This window comes from Pseudomonas sp. LG1E9 (assembly GCF_003290225.1).
GTDB classification, from domain to species: domain Bacteria; phylum Pseudomonadota; class Gammaproteobacteria; order Pseudomonadales; family Pseudomonadaceae; genus Aquipseudomonas; species Aquipseudomonas cyclaminis.
The window spans coordinates 894,566-919,441 of the sequence record NZ_CP029983.1; the positions used below are offsets into that span (position 1 = coordinate 894,566).

Below are 24,876 nucleotides of genomic sequence, written 5' to 3' on the forward strand. Positions count from 1 at the left end.
CCGCGCCACCCGATGAGTGGCGAATGAGGACTTTATGAGCAAGACCAACGCATCCCTGATGAAACGCCGCGAAGCTGCTGTACCACGCGGTGTTGGCCAGATTCACCCGATTTTTGCCGAATCCGCAAAAAACGCCACCGTGACCGACGTTGAAGGTCGCGAGTTCATCGACTTCGCCGGCGGTATCGCCGTGCTGAACACCGGCCACGTGCACCCGAAAATCATCGCCGCCGTGACCGAGCAACTGAACAAGCTGACCCACACTTGCTTCCAGGTATTGGCCTACGAGCCGTACGTAGAAGTGTGCGAAAAGATCAACGCCAAGGTGCCAGGTGATTTCGTCAAGAAAACCCTGCTGGTCACCACCGGTTCCGAAGCTGTCGAAAACGCCGTGAAAATCGCCCGTGCCGCCACTGGCCGTGCTGGCGTGATCGCCTTCACCGGCGCTTACCACGGCCGCACCATGATGACCCTGGGTCTTACCGGTAAAGTCGTGCCTTACTCGGCCGGCATGGGCCTGATGCCTGGCGGCGTGTTCCGCGCGCTGTACCCGAACGAGCTGCACGGCGTGAGCGACGACGATTCCATCGCGAGCATCGAACGCATTTTCAAGAACGATGCCGAACCGCGTGATATCGCTGCCATCATCATCGAGCCGGTGCAGGGCGAAGGCGGTTTCTACGTCGCGCCTAAATCGTTCATGAAGCGCCTGCGCGAGTTGTGCGACAAGCACGGCATCCTGCTGATCGCCGACGAAGTGCAAACCGGTGCCGGCCGTACCGGTACCTTCTTTGCCATGGAACAGATGGGTGTTGCCGCCGACCTGACCACCTTCGCCAAATCCATCGCCGGTGGCTTCCCGCTGGCCGGTGTGTGCGGCAAGGCTGAATACATGGACGCCATCGCGCCAGGTGGCCTGGGCGGCACCTACGCCGGTAGCCCGATTGCCTGCGCCGCTGCGCTGGCGGTGATGGAAGTGTTCGAAGAAGAGCACCTGTTGGACCGCTGCAAGGCAGTGGGCGAGCGCCTGGTGACTGGCCTCAAGGCTATCCAGGCCAAGTACCCGGTGATCGGCGAAGTACGTGCCCTGGGCGCGATGATCGCCGTCGAGCTGTTTGAAGACGGCGACAGCCACAAGCCGAACGCCGCTGCCGTTGCCTCCGTGGTGGCGAAGGCGCGTGACAAGGGCCTGATCCTGCTGTCCTGCGGTACCTACGGCAACGTGTTGCGCGTACTGGTCCCGCTGACCTCGCCGGACGAGCAACTGGACAAAGGCTTGGCAATCATCGAAGAGTGCTTCTCCGAGCTGTAAGCCCGGCGCCTTTCTCGATGTAAAAAACCCGCCTCGGCGGGTTTTTTTATTGACGGCCACCCCTGACCCCCTGTGGGAGGCATTCAGCCAGCGATAACGCGGTTCTTGCCCTGGCGTTTGGCCTCGTACATGGCGGCGTCGGCGCGGGCGAACAGGCTGTCCAGAGTCGAGTCTTCCTCGGTCAGGCTGGCCAGGCCCTGGCTGATGGTGACGCTGAACGCCTGGCCTTCGAAGCTGAAACTCAGCGCCTGGATCTCTTTGCCCAGGCGCTCGGCCACTTGCAAGGCCATCTCAGGCGCGCAACCGGGCAGTACGGCGGCGAACTCTTCGCCACCAATGCGTCCGAACAGGTCGCCTCGGCGCAGTACCCCACGCCCGCTCTCGGCAATACGCCGCAGCACCTGGTCGCCCTCCAGGTGGCCATAGGTGTCGTTGACGTCCTTGAAATCATCAATGTCCAGTAACAGGAAGGCCAATTGCGCGCCTTGGGCACAGGCGGTGTCGAAGGCCTGGTTGGCGCATTCGAAGAAGTGCCGCCGGTTGCTGCTCTGGGTCAGCACGTCGGTGGTGGCGAGGCGGTGCAGTTCCAGTTCCAGCTGCTTCTTTTCGGTGATGTCTTCGGCCATGCCGACCACGATCACCGGCTCGCCGGGCTCGACCTGCTGGTTGATGTAGCACTTGTCACTCAGCCAACGGATCTGCCCGTCGGCGGTGATGATGCGGTACTCGCGGTCTTCTACGGCGCCTTGTTCCAGCACACGGGAAAGGCTGTGTTCGGCGTAGTCGAGGTCTTCTGGGTGAATGCTGTTGCGCCATTCCCGATGATCGGCGAGCAGCAAACCGGCAGAACGGCCGAATATTCGCTCGTAGGCCGGGCTCACATAGAGCACGCGCCGGGTCTCCCAATCGATGGCCCAAAGCACGGCATTCACGCTGACCAACAGCGAGCTGAGCAGTTGTTCGCGTTCGCTCAGCCGTTCGACTTCGCCCTGGGCATGCACCAGCGCCAGCAGGGTTGCAGCCGCAGCCGGACGTGGAGGGTCAGCGGTTGGGGTGTCGTTAACTAAGGGCTTTTCGAGAACCATCGGCACAACTCTCTCTGGGCGCGCCGCAGGATGGAGCAGCGGTCACAACAAGGGGCCACCATGATGGCGAAGTGTTCATTGAGAGAGGGTAAATGCGATGAAGTTCCATGAACGGTGCCGATTGGCGGTGCCCGGATAATGACGCCAAAAAGAGGGTGCGTGGGAGAGCAATCCCTCCCACGGCACTGTCAGACCGCCGCAGGACGCAGCGAATAGGTCTTCAATTGGTGGGCAAAATCCCGCAGGGACTGGATGCCGCTCGCTTCGGCCTCGTGCACCCATTCCTTGATGGCCGCGAGCATATCGTGGCCGTTGGTGCTGGTCTTGAGCCAGATCTGCTGCAGCGCCAGGCGCTTTTCGTAGATCACTTTCAAGGCCTGGCTGTGCTCCAACATGCTTTGGATACGCAGGTGATGGCGGTCATCCAGCAGGCTGGTTTCCCGCGACAGCAGACGCTTGGCCCGGTGGAACTGGTGACGCACCGAATGATCGACCTTTTCCAGTTCCTGCTTGACCAGCGGGCCGATCACCAATTTGCGGTACTGGGCCATGATCTGGAAGCGGTTGTTGAGGATCGCCATGGCGGTGTCCATGTCCAGACTGCCTTTGCCCTCGACGCGATGGGCAATCGGCGCCACGCGCTGGACTTTGGCCAGGCGCAGGAAGCTGAACAGTTTGATCCACGCCCAACCCAGGTCGAACTCCCACTTCTTCACCGACAGCTTGGCCGAGTTGGGGTAGGTGTGGTGATTGTTATGCAGTTCTTCGCCACCGACGATGATGCCCCACGGCACCAGGTTGGTCGCCGCATCACGGCATTCGAAGTTGCGATAGCCCACCGCATGGCCCAAGCCGTTGATCACGCCGGCGGCCCAGAACGGAATCCACATCATCTGGATCGCCCAGATGGTGATGCCGATGGTGCCGAACAGCAGCAGGTCGATCACGCCCATGATCGCCACGCCCAGCAGCGGGTACGGGGTGTAGATCTTGCGTTCGATCCAGTCGTCCGGGCAGTTCTTGCCATAGATGCGCAGGGTCTCGGGGTTTTCGGCCTCGGTGCGGTACAGCTCGGCGCCTTTGCGCAGCACGGTGGACAGGCCTTTGATGACCGGGCTGTGCGGGTCATCGACGGTTTCGCACTTGGCGTGGTGCTTGCGGTGGATGGCGGTCCACTCGCGGGTGTTCTGCGCCGTGGTCAGCCACAGCCAGAAGCGGAAGAAGTGTTTCAGGCCGGCATTGAGCTCCAGGGAGCGATGGGCTGAATAGCGGTGCAGATAAACCGTGACCCCAACGATGGTCACGTGGGTCATCAACAGAGTGACTGCAACCAGTTGCCAGGCTGACAGGTCAAGAAAACCGTTGTACCACATAGGCTGTATGGCCCTCTGATAAAGAAAAAAACAGCACCCGCATTATCACTGGCTTTAAGGATAAAACCAGTCACCGTTTCAGATAAGACTTACAAGGTGTTTCCTATTCTATAATCCCGACGCGTTGTAGGGCGATTCTGGTTTTTTAGTAAGGACTACTGGCCATATGCTGTTTTCATACCGAGGGGCCCTGCGTGTGGGGCTGGTATACCTGCTGGTTTCCATCGCATGGCTCCAGTTCAGCCATTACGTATTGATCAACTTTCTCGATGAACCGTGGGAGTTGGGGCGTTGGCTGCAGGTGCGCGGTTATGTGTGGGTAGCCCTGAGCACCTTGGCCATTTACCTGTTGTGCGCACGCTTCGCCCGGACCCACCAGTTGCAGCAACCCCTCAAGGAAAACCGCGAGCGCCTGCGCCAGGCGGCGGCCGTCTTCGACTGCACCCGCGAAGGCGTACTGGTCAGCGACGCCAACGGCCTGATCGTGCATGTGAACCGGGCATTCATAGAGATCACCGGCTACCAGCGTGAAGACGTCATGGGCCAGCAGCCCAGCCTGCTGAAGTCCGGTCGCCATTCGTCGAGTTTTTACCAGCAGATGTTCCAGACCCTGGAACACACCGGTGAATGGAGCGGAGAAATCTGGAACCGACGCAAAAGCGGCGAGATTTACCCACAGTGGCAAACCATCCGGGTGATTCACGATGACCAGGGCCACGTCAGCCATTACGTCGCGGTGTTTTCCGACATCAGCGCCATCAAGGATTCCGAGCACGAGTTGGCGCACCTGGCGCACCACGATCCGCTGACCGACCTGCCCAACCGTCTGCTGTTTACCGACCGCGCCGAGCAGGCGCTGGCCTCGGCACAACTGCACAAGCGCGGCTGCGCCCTGTTGTTGCTGGACCTGGATCACTTCAAGATCATCAATGACAGCCTTGGCCACAACGTTGGTGACCAGTTGCTCAAGCTGGTGGGCGAGCGACTCAAGACGCTGTTCGGCCCCGGCGTGACCCTGGCGCGCCTGGGCGGCGATGAGTTCGCGGTGCTCGCGGAAAGTTGTTCACAGGTGGTGCAGGCAGCGGCGTTGGCGCAGCGCATGCTGGACGTGATGAAACAGCCGTTCACCTTTGACGGCAATCAACTGTTTATCAGCGCCAGCATCGGCATCAGCCTGTTTCCCAATGACGCCCTCAGCGCAGAGCAACTGCTGCGCAACGCCGACTCCGCGTTGTTCAAAGCCAAAAGCGCGGGCCGCGAAGGCTACGCCTTGTACACCGAAGAACTCACCGCCCACGCGCAGAACCGCGTGGAAATCGCCAGCGAACTGCGCCGCGCCCTCGACCAGCAGGAGTTGCGCGTCTACTACCAGCCTGTGCACGACCTGCATAGCAGCCGCCTGGTCGGCGTCGAAGCGCTGGTGCGCTGGCAGCATCCGGAACGCGGCCTGGTGCCGCCGGGCGAATTCATCCCCATCGCTGAACGCACCGGCTTGATTGCCGATATCGACGCCTGGGTAATGGAGCAGGCCTGTCGCCAGATGTGCCAATGGCTGGCCGACGGCGTGGCGCTGAGTTTTATCGCGATCAACGTGTCCAGCCGCCTGTTTGCCCGGCGTGAACTGTACGAGCAAGTCGCCCAGGTGCTGCACGATACCGGCCTTGATCCGGCTTTCCTGGAGCTGGAAGTCACCGAAAGTGCAGTGATGGATGACCCTGAGGTGGCCCTGGAACAACTGCACCGCCTGCGCGAACTGGGCCTGCGCCTGGCTATTGATGACTTCGGCACCGGCTATTCCTCCCTGCTGCGCCTCAAGCGCCTGCCGGTGCAGAAACTCAAGATCGACCAGGGTTTTGTCGCCGGGTTGCCGTGGGATGAAGACGACGCCGCGATTGTGCGCGTGGTTATCGCGTTGGCGAAAAGCATGGGCATGCAGGTGCACGCCGAGGGCATCGAGCAGGTGGAGCAGGCGCAGTTTTTGTTGGAGCAGGGCTGTGACCTGGGGCAGGGCTATTGGTTTGGGCGGCCGATGCCGGCGAATAAAATTGACTGGGCGTGCGCCCCCACTATCCAGCCTTGAAATGCATTCAAAATGTGGGAGGGGGCTTGCCCCCGATAGCGGTGCCCCAGTCACAGAGTTGTTGGCTGAAAGATCGCCATCGGGGGCAAGCCCCCTCCCACATTTGGCTATGTGCACGGCTTAATCCCTTCGCAACCTCGTGCCCCAGCAGAAAATTCTTTCTGGTTATATAAACATTCTTAAATAGTATTTTTAAGAATATCCGCGCTTATCTACTATCGCCCTACGCCGCAAGCAGTGCCGCCACTGCGAGGCACTATTCATTTCAGGAGCGAGACCATGAGCGCATCTCTACGTAGCGTCGACGGCCAGGACGAAGCAGCCATTTTGCGTGAGATCCAGAGCGCCCTACGCGATCTGCGGTTTGGCGCGGTGGAAATCACTGTGCATAACGCCCAAGTGGTACAGATCGAACGCAAGGAAAAATTCCGTCTGCAGAATCCGGGTAACAAACCGAGCTGAGCAACCACGGCGATAGACCCCGTCACTATAAGAAAAAGCCAACACCCAAGAATTCTAGGAGCTTCTATGTCGTCGATTCGCCGTTACGCCCTGGCCGCCCTGGCCAGCGCCGTGTTTGCAGGTTCCGCTGTTGCCAAGGACTACGAGTTGCTCAACGTCTCGTACGACCCTACCCGTGAGCTGTACCAGGATTACAACGCTGAGTTCACCAACTTCTGGAAGCAGTCCCACCCAGGCGACACCGTCAAGATCCAGCAATCCCACGGTGGCTCGGGCAAGCAGGGCCGCGCCGTGATCGACGGCCTGCGCGCCGACGTAGTGACCCTGGCCCTGGCCGGCGATATCGACGAAATCGCAAAACTGGGCAAGACCCTGCCGGAAAACTGGCAGACCCGCCTGCCGGATGCGAGCACCCCGTATACCTCGACCATCGTGTTCCTGGTGCGCAAGGGCAACCCTAAAGGCATCAAGGACTGGGGCGACCTGATCAAGAAAGACGTGTCGGTGATCACGCCAAACCCGAAAACCTCCGGCGGTGCGCGCTGGAACTTCCTCGCCGCCTGGGCCTACGGCCTCAAATCCGGTGGCAGCGAGGCCAAGGCCCAGGAATACGTGAAAGAGTTGTTCAAACACGTGCCGATCCTCGACACCGGTGCACGCGGTTCGACCATCACCTTCGTCAACAACGGTCAGGGTGACGTGTTGCTGGCCTGGGAAAACGAAGCCTTCCTGGCGCTGAAGGAAGACGGCGGTGCCGACAAGTTCGACATCGTCGTACCGTCCCTGTCGATCCTCGCGGAGCCGCCAGTGGCCGTGGTCGACAAGAATGCCGAGAAAAAGGGCAACACCGAGATCGCTACCGAATACCTGAAACACCTGTACAGCCCGGCTGGCCAGGAGATTGCGGCCAAGAACTTCTACCGCCCACGCGATGCAAAAGTGGCCGCCAAATACGCCCAGCAGTTCCCGAAACTGGACCTGGTGACTATCGACAAAGACTTCGGTGGCTGGAAAACTGCCCAACCGAAATTCTTTAACGACGGTGGCGTGTTCGACCAGATCTACACGGCGCAGTAAGCCAAAGTACCTGCAGGAGCGTGGCAGGCTCCTCCTGTGGCGAGGGAGCAAGCTCTCTCGCCACAACAGCAGTGGTTTCTACCCTTTAACCAAGGACTCTTATGTCGCGTCGTATTTCCCCCGTCATACCCGGCTTCGGGCTGACGCTGGGCTACACCGTGGTGTACCTCAGCCTGATCGTACTGATCCCCCTCGCGGCGATGTTTGTCCACGCCGCTCAACTTACCTGGGATCAGTTCTGGGCCATCATCTCCGCACCGCGTGTGTTGGCGGCGTTGAAGTTGAGCTTCAGCACCGCGCTCTACGCCGCGCTGATCAACGGCGTCATCGGCACGCTGCTGGCCTGGGTGCTGGTGCGCTATACCTTCCCCGGCCGCAAGATCATCGATGCGATGATCGACCTGCCGTTCGCCCTGCCCACCGCCGTGGCCGGTATTGCGCTGACCGCGCTGTACACGCCGACCGGCCTGGTCGGCCAGTTCGCCGCTGACCTGGGCTTCAAGATCGCCTACTCGCCGCTGGGTATCACCCTGGCGCTGACCTTCGTGACCCTGCCGTTCGTGGTGCGCACGGTGCAGCCGGTACTCGCCGACATCCCCCGGGAAATCGAAGAAGCCGCCGCCTGCCTGGGCGCCAAGCCGTTGCAGGTGTTCCGTTACATCCTCGTCCCCGCGCTGCTGCCCGCCTGGCTCACCGGCTTTGCCCTGGCGTTTGCCCGTGGCGTCGGTGAGTACGGTTCGGTGATTTTCATCGCCGGCAACATGCCGATGAAAACCGAGATCCTGCCGCTGCTGATCATGGTCAAGCTTGACCAGTACGACTACCGCGGCGCCACGTCCATTGGCGTGTTGATGCTGGTGGTTTCCTTTGTCCTGCTGCTGCTGATCAACTTGTTGCAGCGGCGCATCGAACGTCCATAAGGAGGCGCGGAACATGTCCCAATCGTCTATTTCCGCCGCGTCCTCGGCCAACGCCGCCCGGCGTGGCAGTGCGGTGTCGCGACGCATCCTGATCGGCCTTGGCTGGCTGGTGTTTTTCCTGTTCCTGTTGCTGCCGCTGTTTATCGTGGTGTCCCAGGGCCTGAAGAACGGCCTGGGTACGTTCTTTAGCGCAATCCTGGAGCCCGACGCGCTGTCCGCGTTGAAACTCACGGTGATCGCCGTATTGATCTCGGTGCCGCTCAACCTGGTGTTCGGCGTCAGCGCCGCCTGGTGCGTGAGCAAGTACTCGTTCCGTGGCAAAAGCATCCTGGTGACGCTGATCGACTTGCCGTTCTCGGTGTCGCCGGTGATCGCGGGTCTGGTGTACGTGCTGATGTTTGGCGCCCAGGGCTTCTTCGGCCCATGGTTGCAGGAGCACGACATCCAGATCGTGTTCGCCCTGCCGGGCATCGTGCTGGCGACCATCTTTGTCACCGTGCCGTTCGTGGCCCGTGAGCTGATCCCGCTGATGCAGGAGCAAGGCACCCAGGAAGAAGAGGCCGCACGCCTGCTTGGGGCCAATGGCTGGCAGATGTTCTGGCATGTCACTGTGCCGAACATCAAATGGGGCCTGATCTACGGCGTGGTGCTGTGTACCGCGCGGGCCATGGGTGAGTTCGGCGCGGTGTCGGTGGTGTCCGGGCACATTCGCGGCGTGACCAACACTTTGCCGCTGCACGTCGAGATCCTCTACAACGAATACAACCACGTTGCCGCGTTTGCGGTGGCCAGCCTGTTGCTGATCCTGGCGCTCTTCATCCTGCTGCTCAAGCAGTGGAGCGAGAACCGTATCAACCGCCTGCGCAAAAGCGCCGGTGAGGAATAAGTCATGTCGATCGAAGTCCGTAATGTCAGCAAGAACTTCAACGCCTTCAAGGCCCTGAACAGCATCAATCTGGACATCCAGAGTGGCGAGCTGGTGGCGTTGCTGGGCCCGTCCGGCTGCGGCAAGACCACCTTGCTGCGCATCATCGCCGGCCTGGAAACCCCGGATGACGGCAGCATCGTGTTCCACGGTGAAGACGTCTCCGGCCACGACGTGCGTGATCGCAACGTCGGGTTTGTGTTCCAGCACTACGCGTTGTTCCGCCACATGACCGTGTTCGACAACGTCGCGTTCGGCCTGCGCATGAAGCCCAAGAGCCAGCGCCCGAACGAAACCCAGATCGCGGCCAAGGTTCACGAACTGCTGAACATGGTGCAACTCGACTGGCTGTCTGATCGTTACCCGGAACAGCTCTCCGGCGGTCAGCGCCAACGTATCGCTCTGGCCCGCGCCCTGGCGGTCGAGCCCAAAGTGCTGCTGCTGGACGAACCCTTCGGCGCCCTCGACGCCAAGGTGCGTAAAGAACTGCGCCGCTGGCTGGCGCGCCTGCACGAAGACATCAACCTGACGTCGGTGTTCGTGACCCACGACCAGGAAGAGGCCATGGAAGTCGCCGACCGTATCGTGGTGATGAACAAGGGCGTGATCGAGCAGATCGGCTCACCGGGTGACGTCTACGAAAACCCGGCCAGCGATTTTGTGTACCACTTCCTCGGTGACTCCAACCGCCTGCACCTGGGGGAAGACAAGCACGTACTGTTCCGCCCTCACGAAGTGTCGCTGTCGCGCCATGAGCTGGAAGACCACCATGCGGCCGAAGTGCGTGATATTCGCCCGTTGGGTGCGACCACGCGGGTGACGCTGAAGGTCGAAGGCCAGCCCGAGCTGATCGAGGCCGAAGTGGTCAAGGACCACGACAGCCTGACCGGTCTGGTGCGTGGCGAGACCCTCTTTTTCAAACCCAAGGTATGGCAAAAAGCCTGATAACCCCGCATACCCAATGTGAAAATGGGAGCCAATGTGGGAGGGGGCTTGCCCCCTCCCACATTTAGACCTCGCTTGGCTTTAGATCGCGGCGCGCCACCGGGCCCGAGCGTTTCTCAATGTTCGCCTTCAGGTCCTGCCGCAACCCCAGCAAAAACGCCATCTCCGCCACCACAAACAACGGCCCCACGATCAACCCCGACACATCATCCACAAACGCCGGTTTCTTGCCTTCGTAGTAGTGCCCGACAAACTGAATCACCCAGCCCACCACAAACATGCCGATACCGCCGCTCAGCCACACCAGCGTGCTCTGCGCCGCCAACTCATGCCCGGCCCATACCGACAAACCCATCAACACCGTCATCAGCACGCCCAAGGCCAGTTCGAGGCGCAGGTAAAACCATGCCGAACACAACGCCACGATCACCGCCGGTGAAATCCACAGCCCCCCAATCGTCCATTCGGGACGCGACAGCAGCACGGCCACCGCCACCACAATCAGCGGGATACCAATGAAGTGGCTGGCGATATTGCGTGGGTCGCGGTGGTAGGCGGCGTATTGGCTGAGGTGGTCGACGAGGCTTTTCATTGTTGTTCCTCCTGTAGGATGTTTGATCATGCCCTGTCAGCCAGCGCCTGACTGTCAGCTGGGCGACAATCTTCGGAGTTCTGATGGACGCAGAGAAATGGCACGCCCGCCTGGCCAGCGGCCACTGGTTCAGCCAACTGCCGGTAGCGCTACAGCGTAGTCTGCTGGCAGCGGCGCGGCTGCGCATGCTTACGGCGGGACAGTGCCTGTTCAAGCGCGGCGACCCGCCTTGTGGCCTGTACGCGGTGCTCGAAGGCGCGGTGCGCATCAGCGCGGTGAATGCCCAAGGCAAGGAAGCGGTGTTGAGCCTGGTGGAAACGCCTTACTGGTTCGGCGAAATCTGTCTGTTCGATAATCTGCCGCGCACCCACGATGCCCTGGCGATGGGGCCATGCACGTTGTTGCAGGTGCCGCAGGCGGCGATGCTCGGCATTCTCGAAGACCATCCGGCGTATTGGCGCGACGTGGCCCTGTTGATGAGCCACAAACTGCGCTTGTCGTTGATCAACATCGAACAGATGAGCCTGATGCCCGCGTCCGCGCGCCTGGCCCATCGGTTGCTGATGATCGCCGAGGGCTACGGCGAAATAGACCAGGCGCGCCGCACATTGCAGCTGCCCCAGGAGGACTTGGCGGCGATGCTGGGCCTGTCGCGCCAGACCACCAACAGTCTGCTCAAGGCGCTGGAGCAGCAGGGCATCATCGGCCTGGGTTATGGCGCGATTGAGATCCTCGATCTAAAAGGCCTGCAGCAGGCTGCGGGCCTATGAACCGCGATACGTCGAGAAACCGTAAGGGCTGAGCAGCAGCGGGATGTGGTAATGCTGGTCGGCCTGTTTGACCTGGAAGATCACCGGCACTTCAGGGAAAAACGTCTCGCGGTTGGCCTTTTTGTAGTAGTCGCCGGTCTTGAACACCACGCGGTACTCACCCGGCGTCATGCTGCGGTTGGCGGGGAACAGTTCGGCGATGCGCCCCTGCTGGTTGGTGACGCCTTCGGACAGTGACTGCCATTTGTCGCCCACCTGCTGCTCCAGGGTGACGCTGACGCCGGCAGACGGCAGGCCGTTTTCCAGGTTGAGCACGTGCACGCTCAGGGGGTTGCCGTCGGCCAGGGCCAGGGTGCACAGGCCGCTGAGGCTGAGGGCGGCGAGGGTCATGCGGAGGGTTTTCATCAAGCGATCCTTTTAGAGGGGAATCAGAGGGAAGTTTTCAGGCCCAGTTGCCCGGCGGCCTGTACGGCACAGGCTTCGTCCTGCGCGGCGCCGCCGGCACCGGCGATGCCCAGCGCGCCGACCAGTTCAGACTCGGCAAACAGCGGCACGCCGCCGCCGAGCAACAGCAACTCGGGCAAGCTGTTAAGGTTGGCGGCCTCGGGATTGTTGCGCGCACGCTCGGCAAACAGCCGCGTCGGGGTTTTGGTTGATAGCGCGGTGTACGCCTTGCGCTGGCTGGCGAGGCTGTTATGCGGGCCGACGCCGTCGGCGCGCAGGCTCAGCAGCAGGTTGCCGCCACGGTCCAATACCGTCAGCGCGGCGCTGCAGTGGGCAAGGCTGGCGTCGGCCAGTTGGCGCGCGGTGTGCAAGTCGAGGTCGGCATGGCGTGGCAGCTGCGGCGCAGCCAGCGCGCCGGTACAGATGGCAAGGCTCAAGAACAAGGCATGGCGGGACATAAAGACGACTCCGGAAAACAGGCCGCCACCCTAGCCAGTCAACGGGGTCAGAAACCGCACAATTTGATGACAGGTTTGTAATCAAACCCAGAGGTAAGGCATGCAGGTGTTGTTAGTGGAAGACCAGCCGCAACTGGCGAAGCTCATGGCCCAAGGCCTGGGCGAGGCCGGTTTCGCCGTGGAAGTCGCGGCCAATGGCATGGCGGCGCAGCGCTTTGTGGAAAGCACCGAGTACGATCTGGTGATTCTCGACGTGATGCTGCCAGGGCTGAATGCCTGGAAATTGCAGCAGGCGATTCGGCACAAGGGCGATACGCCGGTGTTGTTCCTGACCACGCCGGGCGGTATCGAAGATCGCCTGCGTGGGTTGGAATTGCATGAGGATGACTACCTGCTCAAGCCGTTTGAAGCCAAGGCGTTGGTGGCGCGGGTGAGGAAGTTGTTGCGGCGCGATCGTGGGCGCTGACTGATCCGGAACTTGCAGTGCCTGGACCATTGCTATCGGGGGCAAGCCCCCTCCCACCTGTTGAAATGCGTTCCCCTGTGGGAGGGGGCTTGCCCCCGATGAGGCCATGACCCTCACCCCACATCTACCTACCGCAACCCATCGCGAAACTGCCCCGGTGTTACCCCCGTCCATCGCTTGAACGCCCGATTGAAACTGCTGGTATCGGCAAACCCCAACAAATGGCTGATCTCGGCCAACGAGCACTGCGGGTCCCGCAAGTGCAGCAGCGCCAGGTTCTGCCGGCACTCATTGAGCAGCGCATCAAACCGACAGCCTTCATCCGCCAGGTGCCGCTGCAAGCTGCGCAAACTCAAGTGCAGCGCCTGGGCAATCCGCTCGGCGCTCGGCTCGCCGTCGGGCAGTTGCGCCTCGATGGCGGCGCGTACCTTGCGCTCCCAGGTCAGCGGTTGCAGCTGGGCGAGGGTGCGTTTGAGCACGGTTTCGTTGTGTTCGGCCAGCTCCGGGTTGGCGTCGTCGAGATGGCTGTCGAAGTCCTGCGCGGCGAACTCCAGGCAGTCATCGACGGCGCCAAAAAATACCGGTGCGCGGAACACCGCATGCCAGGGCTTGGGGTCAACCGGTTCCGGACGCCTTAGATAAACGGCCAAGGGCGCGTAATCCCGGCCCAGGCGATTGCGGCAGGTGCGCACATAGATCGCCGCAAATGCATCAATGGCTTCCAGTGCCGGCGCCGGGCTGCCTTGGGGTTGCAGCAGGCGAAAACGGTAGCGCTCGTCGTGCCGCGTCAGCTCCAGCGTCAGCGCATCGCTGACCACCTGGTGATAACGCACGATGCGCTCGAACACTTCGCGCAGGCTGCCGCTGGCCACCAGCGCGTAGCCCAACGCATGAAACGTGGTGGGGCTGACAAACCGCGACACCCGCAACCCAATCGCCGGATCGCCGCTGGCCTGCACCGCCAATTCCCACAGGCGCGTGGTCGCCGACAGCGGGTAGCGCGCATTGGGGTCGTCCATCTGCTGCGGGTCGAGCCCGGCCTGGATGCACAGCGCGGCGCTGTCGAGGCCCAGGGCGTCGAGCTGCTTGCGCAGGGCACGGGTCCAGCTGGCGAGGGACGTGGGTTCGGTCATGGCGATTGGCGCTTGCGGTCAACAGGTTGGCGTGTGGGGCTGCTGCCCTGACGTACCGCGTGAGTCAGGATGCATCCATCAATAAACAGAGGATGGAAGCATGGACGGTACTTCTGCAAGTCCCCAGCAGATGAACGCGCAACAGCGTTCCGCGCTTATCCGTGAAGTGGTACTGGCCGAAGGCGTGCGCTTGCGCCGGCAGCACCCGTGGTTGTTGCATCAGGACGCCTTGGGCGCGGGCATCCTGGCCTTTGCGCTGCTGGGCATGATCGGCTCGGCGGCGCTCTACATCACCGGGCATATGGCCTGGTGGGTGTGCCTGCTGCTCAACGCCTTCCTCGCTTCGCTGACCCACGAGCTGGAACACGACCTGATTCACAGCATGTACTTTCGCAAACGGCGTGTGCCCCACAACCTGATGATGGCCCTGGTGTGGCTGGCGCGGCCCAGCACCATCAACCCGTGGATCCGCCGCCACCTGCACCTCAACCATCACAAAGTCTCCGGCACCGAGACCGATATGGAAGAGCGCGCCATCACCAACGGCGAGCCGTGGGGCTTGGCGCGTTTGCTGATGGTGGGCGATAACGTGATGTCGGCGTTTATCCGCATGCTGCGCGCCAAGACATGGGGCCACAAATTCAAGATCCTCAAACGCTCGCTGCTGGTCTACGCACCACTGGCGCTGCTGCATTGGGGCGCGTGGTACATCTTCCTCGGGTTTCATGCGGCCAACGGCGTCGCCAGCCTGTTGGGCGCGCCGGTCGAGTGGTCCGCCGGCACGTTGCAGATGATGCAGGTGATCGACATCGCCGCCGTGGTGATCATCGGCCCCAACGTGCTGCGCACCTTCTGCCTGCACTTTGTCAGCTCCAACATGCACTACTACGGCGATGTGGAACTGGGCAATGTGATCCAGCAGACCCAAGTGTTGAACCCCTGGTGGATGTGGCCGTTGCAGGCGTTTTGCTTCAACTTCGGCAGCACCCACGGGATTCATCATTTTGTGGTGAAGGAGCCGTTCTACATCCGCCAGATGACCGCCAAAGTGGCGCATAAGATGATGGCCGAGATGGGCGTGCGGTTCAATGACTTCGGGACGTTTGCGCGGGCCAATCGGCTTGGTTTTCCACCGCCAGCAGCGTTTCGATCAGCGCCTTCGCCGCAGGCGACAGGCGAGCCCCAGCGCGGGTGATCACCCCGCAGCGGCTGTTCAGGCTTTCCAAGGCGTGAGGCACGTTGCGCCAGTGCAGCACGTTCAATTCGCCACTGGCCAAGGGGGCGGCGAAGGCTTCTTCGGCGCCCAGGCCGATGGTGTCTGACTGGCGCACGATGACAGCCAGCGCGGCGAACTGCTCCAGCTCGATAGCGGGGGCAAAGTCGATGCGCCCGCTGAGGTTGGCCAGCAGTTTTCGAATGCCTGGTGCGATCAACGGCGTGGCCAGTGGATAGTCGAACAGGTCATTGGTCGACAGGCTGTCCTTGGCCAGCAATGGGTGTCCGGCGCGGCAGAAGAACACGCTGCGCCGAGACGAGAGCGCTTGGGTCTGGAAGTTCGGGTCGGCTTCGAAGTGGCGCACATCGGCGATGAAAAATTCGATCTCTTCACGGCTCAGGCTGCGCCCGAGCCTTTCCCAGTTATCCACCTGCAACACGCTGCGTACCTTGGGGTGGGCGGTGATGAGCCGTGCCATCGCTTGGGGAACCAGGTTGACCGCCGCCACTGCATCGCTGCCGAAGCGCACTTCACCGGCATCCAGCTTGGTCATGCGTGTGACTTCATGGCTGAGCCGGGCGGCGCCTTGAACCAGGCTCAAGGCATGTTGCAACACCACCTGGCCTTCGGGGGTGGGGCGCAAGTCCTTGTGCGCGCGGTCTACCAGTACGCAGCCGAATTCCTGCTCAAGGCCCTGGATGCTGCGGCTGAAAGCCGGTTGGGTAATGCCCATGGCATCGGCGCCGCGCACAAAACTGCGGTACTCATTCAACGCGATGAAGTAGCGCAGTTGGCGAAGGTCCATTGTGTGCCCGACATCCTGTAGGAGAACCGGGATTTTAAGGGGATTGCTTATTCCGTCAACGAAGCTATAGCGATTTTGCTAGACCTTAAATGCATATCTATAGAGCCGGCGCCGTGCGGTAGGTGGCCGGGCTGAACACCCGCGTCACCACCAGCATCGTCACTGCGGTCACCGTCAGGACCACCCAGGCGCTGGCAAAACTGCCGGTGATTTCGCGCAGCCAGCCGGTCATCCATGGCGAAATCGCGTTGATCAAAAACCCCACGCCCTGCACGAAGGCCGCCAGTTGCCCGGCTTGGCGTGGGTCGCGATGGTGGTCGAGGGTCAGCAGCAGGCTCAGGGCGAAACACGCACCCAGGCCGAAGCCGCACAACGCTACCCACACATGGGGAAACTGCAGCGGCGCCAGCAGCAGCCCGAGGTAACCCACCGTTTGTGCCAACAGGCTGATCCAGAGCAAGGGGCGGCGGTCGATACCGCGTTGCGCCAGCATCGGCATCAGCAGTGCGGCGAGCACCTGGAAGATGGTCATGAACGCCAGCAACGAACCGCTGGGCAGCACGCCCCAGCCCAGTTGCTGATAGTAGGCCGGCAGCCACGCCACCAGGCTCATGTAGCCGCAATTCACCAGCCCGAAATACACCGCCAGCAGCCAGGCCCGACGATTGCGCAGGCCCTTGAACGCCGGCACCACCTGCAGATTTTTCGCCGCACCCAAGGGCAGCCACACCCATAGCAGCAAGGCGCCCAGCGCCGGCAACAGCCACACGCCCAAACCTGCCTGCCATTGCTGGAAGTGTGTGGCCACCAATGGGCTGAGCAGCGCCGCCAGCCCACCACCGGCCATCAGCGAGGCCGAATACACGCCCATCGCCACCGGCACACGGTGACGAAATTCGCGTTTGATCATCGCCGGCACCAACGCCTGGATCAGCGCCACCCCGGCACCGCCGAGCAACGCGGTGACCAACAGCGCCGAGCCCTGGCCCATCAGCCAGCGCGCGAGGCACGCCAGCAGAATCATCATCAAGCCCAGGGCGATGCCGCGCCGTTCACCGAGTTGCGCTTCGACGCGCACGCCCACCAGCGCCACCAGCCCCATGCACACCACCGGCAGGCTGGTGAGCAGAGCGCTGCTCTGGAAACTCAGGCCGGTGGCCAAGCGGATTTCACCGAGCAACGGGCTGATGGAACTGAGGATCGGCCGCAGGTTCAGGCCCAGCACCACCAGCAGGCCCCAGCCGGCGAGGGATTTGTTGAGGGTCATGCAGCGCTCTTGCGGTGAGTAAATGAGGCGTGAGTATGGCCAGCGCCACAGGTATTCTGAAATTAAATATAACCATGCCAACCAGTGGTAAAGGGAATGATCATGTTCGATCCCGTGTTGCTCAGAAGTTTTGTGGCCGTGGTGGACTGCGCCAACTTCACCCGTGCCGCCGAGCGCCTGCACCTGACCCAATCCACCGTCAGCCAGCAGATCCGCCGCCTGGAAGACGCGGTGGCGTGCCAGTTGCTGGATCGCGACCAACGCCGCGTCGTCGCCACGGCCGAAGGCGAGCGCTTGTTGGCCTATGCGCGGCGCATCCTCGCGCTGCATGAAGAGGCCGCCGATGTGTTGATCAACCAGCAGAGTGACAGCGTGCTGCGCCTCGGGGTGCCGGAAGACTTTGCCTCCGAGCGCCTGATGCCGTTGCTCTCGGCCTTCGTGCTGGCGTATCCACGGGTGCGCCTGGAGGTCACCAGCGGTCTGGGCCCGGAGTTGCAGCGCCAATTTCGCAGCGGCGAGTTCGATGTGCTGCTGGTCAAGCAGATGGGCGACAGCGACGACTGCCTGGCCTCGTGGCCCGAGCCGCTGTGTTGGGTCGACAGCCGCAGCACGCCGTCGTTGGGCCGCGATCCATTGCCGCTGGTGGCGTTCCCGGTGGGCGGGCTGTACCGCAATGAAATGCTGCACCACCTGGAAGTAGGCGGCTGGCGCTGGCGCATCGGCTATTCCAGCGCCAGCCTGGCCAGCGTGTGTTCGGCGGTGGCGGCCGGGTTGGGCGTGAGCTTGTTGCCGCGCCGGGTGGTGCAGCCGGGGCATGTGGAATTGGGACCGGACAGCGGTTTGCCAGCGGTACAAGGCGTGCGCCTGGCGTTATATGCGCGCCACGGCCTGAGCGCGGCGGGGCAATGTTTGCAGGCTGAATTGCTGGATTTGTGCGCGAACAGCCCCGTCGAACCATGCCTTCAATGAATACTTTTTATGCCTGAAAAGCATTGAAAAAATGCACTTTGGCGCCAGCCCTTGCAGGCCGTGGCCTGGGCATTTGCGTCAGTTTTATTTATTCAATTTAGATCTATGTATAACTTTAAAGATTACTTTAAGAGATAAGCGTCTGGCCCCGATGATTCAGCCCTCGACGGCCTTCCACGCAGGCCTGTCGGTTTTTTGTTTCAAAAACCGTAGGGAGTGAATCAATGGGCAATGTCCAGACCGCCGCCAGTGCACACGAGGCGCCATGGCGCCAGGCACCGGGTGGTGAGTTGGTCGACCTTGGCCGGCCGCATCGCGCGCCATTGGGGCAACTGCGGACGCAGAAGACGCCGAAGCGTTTTTCCAGCCGCCGCGAAGGGATTCTGCTCGGGTTGCTGGTGCTGGCCCTGCACGGTGCGGTGATCTATTGGGTGAGCCAGAAGGCCACACCGGTGCTGCCGATTGTGCCGCCGGAAATCCCGCCGATGACCATCGAATTTTCCCAGCCGGCGCCACCCGTGGTGGAACCGCCACCGCCCGCGCCGCCACCCCCGCCGCCGCCGGTGGTCGAGCCGCCGCCACCTGTGGTGGATGAATTGGCCGCCAAGCCGGCGCCGAAAAAGATTCCCAAACCCAAGCCAGTTCCCAAGCCGGTGCCCAAGCCTGTCGCGAAACCGGTTGAGCAACCGCCGGCGCCGCCTGTGCCTGCGCCACCCGCGCCGGCACCGGTCGCGCCGCCAGCACCCGCCCCGGTCACCCCGGCTTCGGCCAACGCCGCGTACCTGAAGAATCCGGCGCCGGAGTATCCGTCACTGGCCCAGCGCCGGGGCTGGGAAGGCACGGTGCTGTTGCGGGTGCATGTATTGGCCAGCGGCAAACCGGGTGAGATCCAGATCCAGAAAAGCAGCGGTCGCCAGCAACTCGACGACGCCGCACTGACCGCCGTGAAGCGTTGGAGCTTCGTGCCGGCCAAGCAGGGCGAAGTGGCCCAGGACGGCTGGGTCAGCGTGCCGATCGACTTCAAGATTCACTAATTATTGCTGCGGGGTGCTGCACACGCCGCGACTTGTACAGAGGGAACACACCATGGCATTAGCATCTCCACTTGAATCCATTGAAAGCGCGGTCATCTGGCTGTTGGTGGTCTTTTCGGTCGCCACCTGGGTCCTGGCCCTGCTCAAGGGCGTGCAGTTCGGGCGTCTCAAGGCCCAGGATCGCAAGTTCCACAAACAGTTCTGGGCGGCGTCGAGTCTGGATTCGGCCGCTGAACTGGCTGAAACGCAACCAGGCGCTGCGGCCCGTGTGGCCCAGGCCGGTTACGCCGCGATCCAGGTCGGCGAAACACCCCACGCGGCGGACTTGAGCCAGGCGATCAACCACCAAGACCGTCTCGAACGCGCCCTGCGTCAACAGATCGTACGCGAGCGCCGCTCCCTGGAAACCGGCTTGGCCGTGGTCGCGAGTATCGGCAGCACCTCGCCGTTTATCGGCCTGTTCGGCACCGTGTGGGGGATCATGGAAGCGCTCAAGGGCATCAGCGCCGCCGGTTCTGCCAGCCTGGAAACCGTGGCCGGGCCGATTGGCGCAGCGTTGGTGGCGACTGGCGTCGGTATCGCCGTCGCGGTGCCTGCGGTGCTGGTCTACAACTACTTCCTGCGTCGCCTGAAGCTCACGGCGGCCGATCTTGATGACTTTGCCCACGACTTCTACAGCCTCGCGCAGAAAAACTCCTTCCGCGTACTGCTGCACCCGGCGCTGAACAAAGCCAATGCCGGCAACCCGCAAAAAGTGAAGGAGGCGTCCTGAGATGGCCTTCTCCACGCAAGACAGCGATGAGGTACTGAGCGAGATCAACGTTACGCCGCTGGTGGACGTGATGCTGGTGCTGCTGGTGGTGTTTATCGTCACCGCGCCGCTGCTGACCAACGCGATTCCGATCAACCTGCCCAAGACCGAGGCCGTGGCCCCGGTCGAGCAAAAAGACCCGCTGGTGGTCAGCATCGACGGTGCCGGCAAGCTGTTTATCAACAAGGAGGAAATCCAGCCGGACCTGCTGGAATTCAACCTGCAGGCGGCCAAGGCCAAGGACCCCGATGTGCGGGTACAACTGCAGGCGGATAACGGAGTGAACTACGGCGAAGTGGCGCGAGCCATGGCGTCTATCGAACGCGCGGGGATAACCAAGCTGTCGGTGATTACCGCCCGTTGATTGCAAAAGCCTCGACAATTTTTTGGCCGTCTCCTTGGCAGGGTGCGGCCTTTTTTTTGCCTCGATTTCAGCAATACCACAGATTCAGAGTGAACCAACCCCAGCGATTTGCGGATACCGGATTTCAACTTCACGCTGAAACTTTCCAGCGCTTTCTTTAAGCCAGCCAATCAACCGAGCAATATCAGGTTCCGATTGCCGTCCGTTGCGACAAATAACGTAGTACGCCGCCGGCGACATCATCACCGGCCCGCCGAGTGTGACCAACGCGCCATCTTCCAACTGGTCATACACCAACGCTGTCCTGGCCAGTGCAATCCCGCCACCCTTAACCGCCAGGCTGATTGCCAGGCTGGAGTCCGGAAAGCGTGGCCCATGGTGATAAGGCGCAGCCGCCAGGCCCTGAAACGCAAACCAGCTTTCCCACCCCGGACACACCTGATCGTCCACACGGTGAATGAGTGGATACTGCGCGATATCAGTCAGCGGAATATCGCCATTGGCACGTTGAAATTCTGGCGAGCACACCGGGAACACGGCATCGCGCATCAGCAGTTCGGCATGATGATCCGGATAGTCGCCGTACCCCATCACAATCGCGACATCGAACTGATGAGCGCCGAGATTGGCGCTGTTCATGTCCGCACTGGTTAATACCAGGTCGAGGTTGAATGAAGCATCGGTGTGGGAACCATGCATTCTGGGGATTAGCCAGGTGGAACACAGAGAAGACGTGCACGAGAGGTAAAGCGGCTGGGACTTGCTCGGATTAAGTGTGTGCAAAGCCGCCTCAAGTGCTTGGAAAAAACCATCTGCAACCGGCAACAAAACGTGCCCCGCTGCCGTGAGGTTCACGCCCCGAGAGTGGCGCTCAAACAACTGCACGCCCCACCACTCCTCAAGCCCCGCAATTTGATGGCTTATCGCACTGGCGGTCAGATTCAACTGCGAGGCGGCGCGCGCAAAACTTCCCGTCTGTGCAGCACTGACAAAGGCTTGCAGCATGGGAGTAGGTGGCGGACGTTGGCCCATCAGGTGCTCACTTTGATCAAGATGATCCCGCAAACAATGACGAACGCCGAAAGCATCCGCCGCCAGCCGAACTGCTCGTGAAAAAACAGCGCGGCAATGATGGCGCCGATAATAACACTGGTTTCCCGCAGCGCTGAGACCTTGGCCACCGCGTCCAGCGACAGCGCAAACAGCACCAGGCCGTAGGAAGTGAGGTACAAAACGCCGCCCATGACGCCGACCTTCCAATGGTTGCGAATGGCCTCTGCGAATGCCACACGCTTTTTGATAACCGCCAGCGCCGGAATCGGAATGCTCTGGAATACCGTCAGATAGAGAATGTATTGCAGTACCGTCTCACTGGCTCTTACACCCTTGGCATCCACCACTGTGTAGGACGCGATGAACGCACCCGCACACACCGCCATCACGATCGGTTTGAGCATACGCGCGGTCATCTTGCGCACGAATGTCAGGCTGATAATGCCGGCACAGATCAGGAACACGCCTGCCATTGCGTAGGGCGATAGCTGCTCATGGAGCAGAAAGTAGGAAAACAGCGCAACTAAAACCGGTGGCACCCCGCGCATGACCGGGTAGACCTGCCCGAAGTCGCCGGTCTCATACGCCTTGATCAGAAACAATCGATAGGCCGTGTTGAGCACCACGGAAACCAGCACATAGCCCCACACCTGCGGGCTTGGCGCATCCACCAGCGGCAGCGCCCCCAGGCAGATCAGCAGCGCCGTACCATCGACCATGGCCAAGGTCATGAAGCGACTGCTCCCCCCCCGGACGACCGCGTTCCAGGTGGCATGCATGAAAGCGGAGATCAAAACGACGGTGATCGCGATGTCGGAGTTGTCCATGGGGCTCGGGCGGGCGGGGAAATGAAGGCGGCTATTTAACGCAGCCAAGTGTGATGGCCAGAAGCGAAAGCTCGTCAGTGCCGCCATTAAAATCCGTCATGGTTTGTAAAGGGCCAGCAAGTCATATCCCTTTAAATTGCAGGACGTTTCCGAGACAATCCCCGCCGCCTTGTGGCTGTTGGAATGGATGGCTAGTCTTCGGCCCGTCGCTGGTTTTCAGTGATCGGGTTTAGCAGCCTGAGTTCAATAGGCACACGGTTCACATCCGCGTTTATGGCGGCTGTGCGTGGGGCACCCTCGGGTGCGCTGGTGTTCCTATTGGCCAGTCTGCTAACCCGCGTACAGCTGCCACTTATCGTTTAGCAGCGTTAGTGGTCGCTCCCATGTTCAATAGGAGTTACACCATGACCAAAGCACTTCCCGATCCACCCCTCGATTGTCTCGTCGCCAACGAAAATCTCAGTTTCGAAGACGCCCAACTTTATATCGCTCACCTGATCCACAGCGCCTCGGCCACCGTGTGGGACTGCTGTGAGCACCTGCAGCCGCACGACCGCGCGAAAATCCATGCGGCGTGGCATTTGCTGGAAATGGCCAAGACGGTGGTAGATCGCACCATCGACTGTATGCCTCGGACCCGTCACGCGACCTGAAAATCACTGCAATTCCAATGTGAAATCCGATCAATGTGGGAGGGGGCTTGCCCCCGATGGCGGTGTATCAGTCAGCTTATCTGTAGCTGACCCACTGCAATCGGGGGCAAGCCCCTCCCACATTTGGATCTGCTGGGGTAATAAGTTTTTGGTTATTAATAAATAGCTTCTTATTCCTTAACGAATATAAACCCCGTCCCTATACTGTCCTACAACGTTAAACGCTGCAGGAGGGCACACCCATGCACAGCGAGTCGATTCGTTATCTGATCGTGCCGGGCTGGCAAGGATCGCCAGAAGATCATTGGCAAACCCATTGGCAAAACAGCTTGCCCAACAGTGCGCGTGTGGAGCAGGCCGACTGGTTCACCCCGCGTCGCGAAGACTGGGTGGCTGCGCTCGCCGAGGCCATCGCCGCCGACAGTACGCCGGTGATTCTGATCGCCCATAGCCTGGGCTGCATCACCGTGGCCCATTGGGCTGCCGCCGCGCCGTTGCAGTACCTGCGGCAGGTACGTGGTGCCTTGCTGGTGGCGCCCGCCGATGTCGAACGCCCGGCCTGCTCTGCGGCCCTGCGCAACTTCGCGCCCATCCCGACCGATCTGCTGCCGTTTCCCAGCCAAGTGGTTGGCTCCGACAACGACAGTGCCGTCAGCGCCCCGCGTGCGCTGGAGTTGGCGCGTAATTGGGGCGCCGAAGCCGGCATCCTCTCCGGCGCTGGCCATATCAATGTGAAGTCCGGTCACCAGCGCTGGGAGCAGGGTTTCGCCTACCTCTATCGCCTGCAAAACCGCCTTGAGCACCACGCCCGGCGTAGCGCATAAATTTTTTCAACGCCCCGTCCCTGAGTGGATTGGGGCGGGAGCCTGCCATGAGTCATGAAACCTTCGGCCAGCCCTTGCTGACCTTCCCCGACGCCGAAAAGAGCCCGCTGAGCATTCGTGCCAAGGCGCTGGTGTTTGTCGACCCGCGTTCGCGGCAACTGCGCGAAGACCTGGAAAACCTCGCCCCCCGAGCCTTGCCGGTGTTGATCCGTGGCGAGACCGGCAGCGGTAAAGAGCTGCTGGCGCGGCATATCCACCGTGGCAGTGACCGCACCGGGCTGTTTGTCTCGGTCAACTGCGGCGCGATCAGCCCGACTTACGCCGATGCCGAGTTGTTTGGCTACGCCGCCGGCGCCCACAGTGGAGCCGCCAGCAGCCGGGCCGGTTGGTTTGGTTCGGCCAATGGCGGCACCTTGTACCTGGATGAGATCGGCGACTTGCCGCTGCCGATCCAGGTCAAATTGCTCGCTGCCCTGGAAAACCACGAAGTCACCCGCGTCGGCGCCCATCAGCCGAGCCCGGTGGACGTGCGCCTGGTGGCCGCCACCAGTATCGACCTGGCCCAGGCCGTGGCGGCGGGCAAGTTTCATGAGCGGCTGTTCCATTACTTGAGCGAAGGCCGACTCGACTTGCCGGCGCTGCGCGAGCGGGTCGGCGACATCCTTTCATTGGCCGAGTACTTCCTCGGCATCTACAGCCAGCGCCTGGACCTGCCCGTGCCGCTGATCAGCGATGCGGCCCAGCGCGTCCTCGAACACCACAGCTGGCCGGGCAATACCCGGGAGCTTGAGAACGTCATTCACTTTGCCCTGCTGGTCAGCAGCGGCGACGAAATTTTGCCCGAGCATTTGAACCTGCCGGCGGCGGGCTCACCGTTGGAGCAACTGCAGCGGATTTTCAACAGCGCCAGTCCTGCCGAGCAGGAATCATTGCGAAAATTCCTACATGAGCAAAATGGAATATCAACGTGAATAAAAGATATTGTTCGGGAATAAAAAAACTAGGTATTGT

Annotated in this window: 27 protein-coding genes; 17 read left to right on the forward strand and 10 right to left on the reverse strand. The window is 61.4% G+C overall.

Going from position 1 to position 24,876, the window contains the following annotated elements:
• Window positions 1-34 precede the first annotated feature (34 nt).
• Window positions 35-1,312 (forward strand): 4-aminobutyrate--2-oxoglutarate transaminase, encoded by a 1,278-nt coding sequence (gene gabT / locus DNK50_RS04335; protein WP_032884867.1) that lies wholly within the window; start codon window positions 35-37, stop codon window positions 1,310-1,312.
• Window positions 1,313-1,395: 83 nt separating this feature from the next.
• On the opposite strand, the gene DNK50_RS04340 is transcribed toward gabT, so the two are convergent.
• Complete coding sequence (locus DNK50_RS04340; RefSeq protein WP_099584355.1) at window positions 1,396-2,397, reverse strand: sensor domain-containing diguanylate cyclase; 1,002 nt, start codon at window positions 2,395-2,397, stop codon at window positions 1,396-1,398.
• A gap of 188 nt (window positions 2,398-2,585) precedes the next feature.
• Window positions 2,586-3,770, reverse strand: a complete 1,185-nt coding sequence (gene desA / locus DNK50_RS04345; RefSeq protein WP_099584356.1) for a delta-9 fatty acid desaturase DesA — start codon at window positions 3,768-3,770, stop codon at window positions 2,586-2,588.
• A 166-nt stretch (window positions 3,771-3,936) separates the two neighbouring features.
• Between desA and dibA the strand changes: the two genes are divergently transcribed.
• The 6 genes from dibA to DNK50_RS04375 all read left to right on the forward strand — a co-directional run bounded on the left by dibA (window position 3,937) and on the right by DNK50_RS04375 (window position 10,179).
• The gene (gene dibA / locus DNK50_RS04350; RefSeq protein WP_112192915.1) at window positions 3,937-5,850 is read left to right on the forward strand and encodes a phosphodiesterase DibA; all 1,914 of its coding nucleotides are present in this window, start codon (window positions 3,937-3,939) and stop codon (window positions 5,848-5,850) included.
• 279 nt (window positions 5,851-6,129) lie between these two features.
• Window positions 6,130-6,312, forward strand: a complete 183-nt coding sequence (oscA, locus tag DNK50_RS04355) for a sulfur starvation response protein OscA (protein ID WP_003170956.1) — start codon at window positions 6,130-6,132, stop codon at window positions 6,310-6,312.
• Window positions 6,313-6,378: 66 nt separating this feature from the next.
• Complete coding sequence (locus DNK50_RS04360) at window positions 6,379-7,389, forward strand: sulfate ABC transporter substrate-binding protein (RefSeq protein WP_027607869.1); 1,011 nt, start codon at window positions 6,379-6,381, stop codon at window positions 7,387-7,389.
• Between the two features lie 101 nt (window positions 7,390-7,490).
• Entirely contained in the window at window positions 7,491-8,309 is an 819-nt protein-coding gene (gene cysT / locus DNK50_RS04365) for a sulfate ABC transporter permease subunit CysT (protein ID WP_064450147.1), read from the forward strand.
• 13 nt (window positions 8,310-8,322) lie between these two features.
• Window positions 8,323-9,195 (forward strand): sulfate ABC transporter permease subunit CysW, encoded by an 873-nt coding sequence (cysW, locus tag DNK50_RS04370; protein ID WP_099584358.1) that lies wholly within the window; start codon window positions 8,323-8,325, stop codon window positions 9,193-9,195.
• A gap of 3 nt (window positions 9,196-9,198) precedes the next feature.
• Window positions 9,199-10,179, forward strand: a complete 981-nt coding sequence (locus DNK50_RS04375) for a sulfate/molybdate ABC transporter ATP-binding protein (protein WP_112192916.1) — start codon at window positions 9,199-9,201, stop codon at window positions 10,177-10,179.
• Window positions 10,180-10,243: 64 nt separating this feature from the next.
• On the opposite strand, the gene DNK50_RS04380 is transcribed toward DNK50_RS04375, so the two are convergent.
• Window positions 10,244-10,771 (reverse strand): DUF962 domain-containing protein, encoded by a 528-nt coding sequence (locus tag DNK50_RS04380; RefSeq protein WP_112192917.1) that lies wholly within the window; start codon window positions 10,769-10,771, stop codon window positions 10,244-10,246.
• An 83-nt stretch (window positions 10,772-10,854) separates the two neighbouring features.
• On the opposite strand from DNK50_RS04380, the gene DNK50_RS04385 reads away from it, so the two are divergent.
• On the forward strand, window positions 10,855-11,541 hold the full coding sequence (locus tag DNK50_RS04385) for a Crp/Fnr family transcriptional regulator (protein ID WP_099584361.1): 687 nt from the start codon (window positions 10,855-10,857) through the stop codon (window positions 11,539-11,541).
• On the opposite strand, the gene uraH is transcribed toward DNK50_RS04385, so the two are convergent.
• Together uraH and DNK50_RS04395 are read right to left on the reverse strand one after the other, a co-directional pair.
• Window positions 11,536-11,946 (reverse strand): hydroxyisourate hydrolase, encoded by a 411-nt coding sequence (gene uraH / locus DNK50_RS04390; protein ID WP_112192918.1) that lies wholly within the window; start codon window positions 11,944-11,946, stop codon window positions 11,536-11,538. The two genes, DNK50_RS04385 and uraH, sit on opposite strands and share 6 nt — an antisense overlap.
• Before the next feature lie 23 nt (window positions 11,947-11,969).
• Window positions 11,970-12,443 carry a heme-binding protein gene (locus DNK50_RS04395; RefSeq protein WP_112192919.1) on the reverse strand — a complete coding sequence of 158 codons (474 nt, stop codon included), beginning with the start codon at window positions 12,441-12,443 and terminating at the stop codon, window positions 11,970-11,972.
• Between the two features lie 100 nt (window positions 12,444-12,543).
• Here DNK50_RS04395 and DNK50_RS04400 point away from each other — a divergent pair, with 100 nt between their 5' ends.
• On the forward strand, window positions 12,544-12,909 hold the full coding sequence (locus DNK50_RS04400; protein ID WP_112192920.1) for a response regulator transcription factor: 366 nt from the start codon (window positions 12,544-12,546) through the stop codon (window positions 12,907-12,909).
• Between the two features lie 128 nt (window positions 12,910-13,037).
• Here the strand turns inward: DNK50_RS04400 and DNK50_RS04405 are convergent, their stop codons facing one another.
• On the reverse strand, window positions 13,038-14,042 hold the full coding sequence (locus DNK50_RS04405; RefSeq protein ID WP_112192921.1) for an AraC family transcriptional regulator: 1,005 nt from the start codon (window positions 14,040-14,042) through the stop codon (window positions 13,038-13,040).
• Between the two features lie 100 nt (window positions 14,043-14,142).
• Between DNK50_RS04405 and DNK50_RS04410 the strand changes: the two genes are divergently transcribed.
• The gene (locus DNK50_RS04410; RefSeq protein ID WP_112192922.1) at window positions 14,143-15,237 is read left to right on the forward strand and encodes a fatty acid desaturase; all 1,095 of its coding nucleotides are present in this window, start codon (window positions 14,143-14,145) and stop codon (window positions 15,235-15,237) included.
• On the opposite strand, the gene DNK50_RS04415 is transcribed toward DNK50_RS04410, so the two are convergent.
• Window positions 15,128-16,063 (reverse strand): LysR family transcriptional regulator, encoded by a 936-nt coding sequence (locus DNK50_RS04415; RefSeq protein WP_099584367.1) that lies wholly within the window; start codon window positions 16,061-16,063, stop codon window positions 15,128-15,130. The two genes, DNK50_RS04410 and DNK50_RS04415, sit on opposite strands and share 110 nt — an antisense overlap.
• 97 nt (window positions 16,064-16,160) lie before the next feature.
• On the reverse strand, window positions 16,161-17,330 hold the full coding sequence (locus DNK50_RS04420; protein WP_112192923.1) for a CynX/NimT family MFS transporter: 1,170 nt from the start codon (window positions 17,328-17,330) through the stop codon (window positions 16,161-16,163).
• A 102-nt stretch (window positions 17,331-17,432) separates the two neighbouring features.
• On the opposite strand from DNK50_RS04420, the gene DNK50_RS04425 reads away from it, so the two are divergent.
• The 4 genes from DNK50_RS04425 to DNK50_RS04440 all read left to right on the forward strand — a co-directional run bounded on the left by DNK50_RS04425 (window position 17,433) and on the right by DNK50_RS04440 (window position 20,508).
• On the forward strand, window positions 17,433-18,299 hold the full coding sequence (locus tag DNK50_RS04425; RefSeq protein ID WP_112196892.1) for a LysR family transcriptional regulator: 867 nt from the start codon (window positions 17,433-17,435) through the stop codon (window positions 18,297-18,299).
• Window positions 18,300-18,523: 224 nt separating this feature from the next.
• Window positions 18,524-19,333 carry an energy transducer TonB gene (locus tag DNK50_RS04430; RefSeq protein ID WP_112192924.1) on the forward strand — a complete coding sequence of 270 codons (810 nt, stop codon included), beginning with the start codon at window positions 18,524-18,526 and terminating at the stop codon, window positions 19,331-19,333.
• Between the two features lie 52 nt (window positions 19,334-19,385).
• A complete protein-coding gene (locus DNK50_RS04435; RefSeq protein ID WP_112192925.1) occupies window positions 19,386-20,105 on the forward strand; it encodes a MotA/TolQ/ExbB proton channel family protein in 720 nt (239 codons plus the stop codon).
• Window position 20,106: 1 nt separating this feature from the next.
• A complete protein-coding gene (locus DNK50_RS04440; protein WP_112192926.1) occupies window positions 20,107-20,508 on the forward strand; it encodes a biopolymer transporter ExbD in 402 nt (133 codons plus the stop codon).
• Between the two features lie 84 nt (window positions 20,509-20,592).
• On the opposite strand, the gene DNK50_RS04445 is transcribed toward DNK50_RS04440, so the two are convergent.
• Both DNK50_RS04445 and DNK50_RS04450 read right to left on the reverse strand, forming a co-directional pair.
• Complete coding sequence (locus tag DNK50_RS04445; RefSeq protein WP_112192927.1) at window positions 20,593-21,540, reverse strand: LysR substrate-binding domain-containing protein; 948 nt, start codon at window positions 21,538-21,540, stop codon at window positions 20,593-20,595.
• Entirely contained in the window at window positions 21,540-22,388 is an 849-nt protein-coding gene (locus tag DNK50_RS04450; protein WP_112192928.1) for an EamA family transporter, read from the reverse strand. The genes DNK50_RS04445 and DNK50_RS04450 overlap by 1 nt, the downstream gene beginning before the upstream one ends.
• Window positions 22,389-22,792: 404 nt before the next feature.
• Here DNK50_RS04450 and DNK50_RS04455 point away from each other — a divergent pair, with 404 nt between their 5' ends.
• The 3 genes from DNK50_RS04455 to DNK50_RS04465 all read left to right on the forward strand — a co-directional run bounded on the left by DNK50_RS04455 (window position 22,793) and on the right by DNK50_RS04465 (window position 24,836).
• Window positions 22,793-23,041, forward strand: coding sequence for a hypothetical protein (locus tag DNK50_RS04455; protein WP_112192929.1), 249 nt, complete (start codon window positions 22,793-22,795; stop codon window positions 23,039-23,041).
• A gap of 242 nt (window positions 23,042-23,283) precedes the next feature.
• Window positions 23,284-23,865, forward strand: coding sequence for an alpha/beta hydrolase (locus DNK50_RS04460; RefSeq protein WP_099584373.1), 582 nt, complete (start codon window positions 23,284-23,286; stop codon window positions 23,863-23,865).
• Window positions 23,866-23,912: 47 nt separating this feature from the next.
• On the forward strand, window positions 23,913-24,836 hold the full coding sequence (locus tag DNK50_RS04465) for a sigma 54-interacting transcriptional regulator (protein ID WP_099584374.1): 924 nt from the start codon (window positions 23,913-23,915) through the stop codon (window positions 24,834-24,836).
• Window positions 24,837-24,876 lie beyond the last annotated feature (40 nt).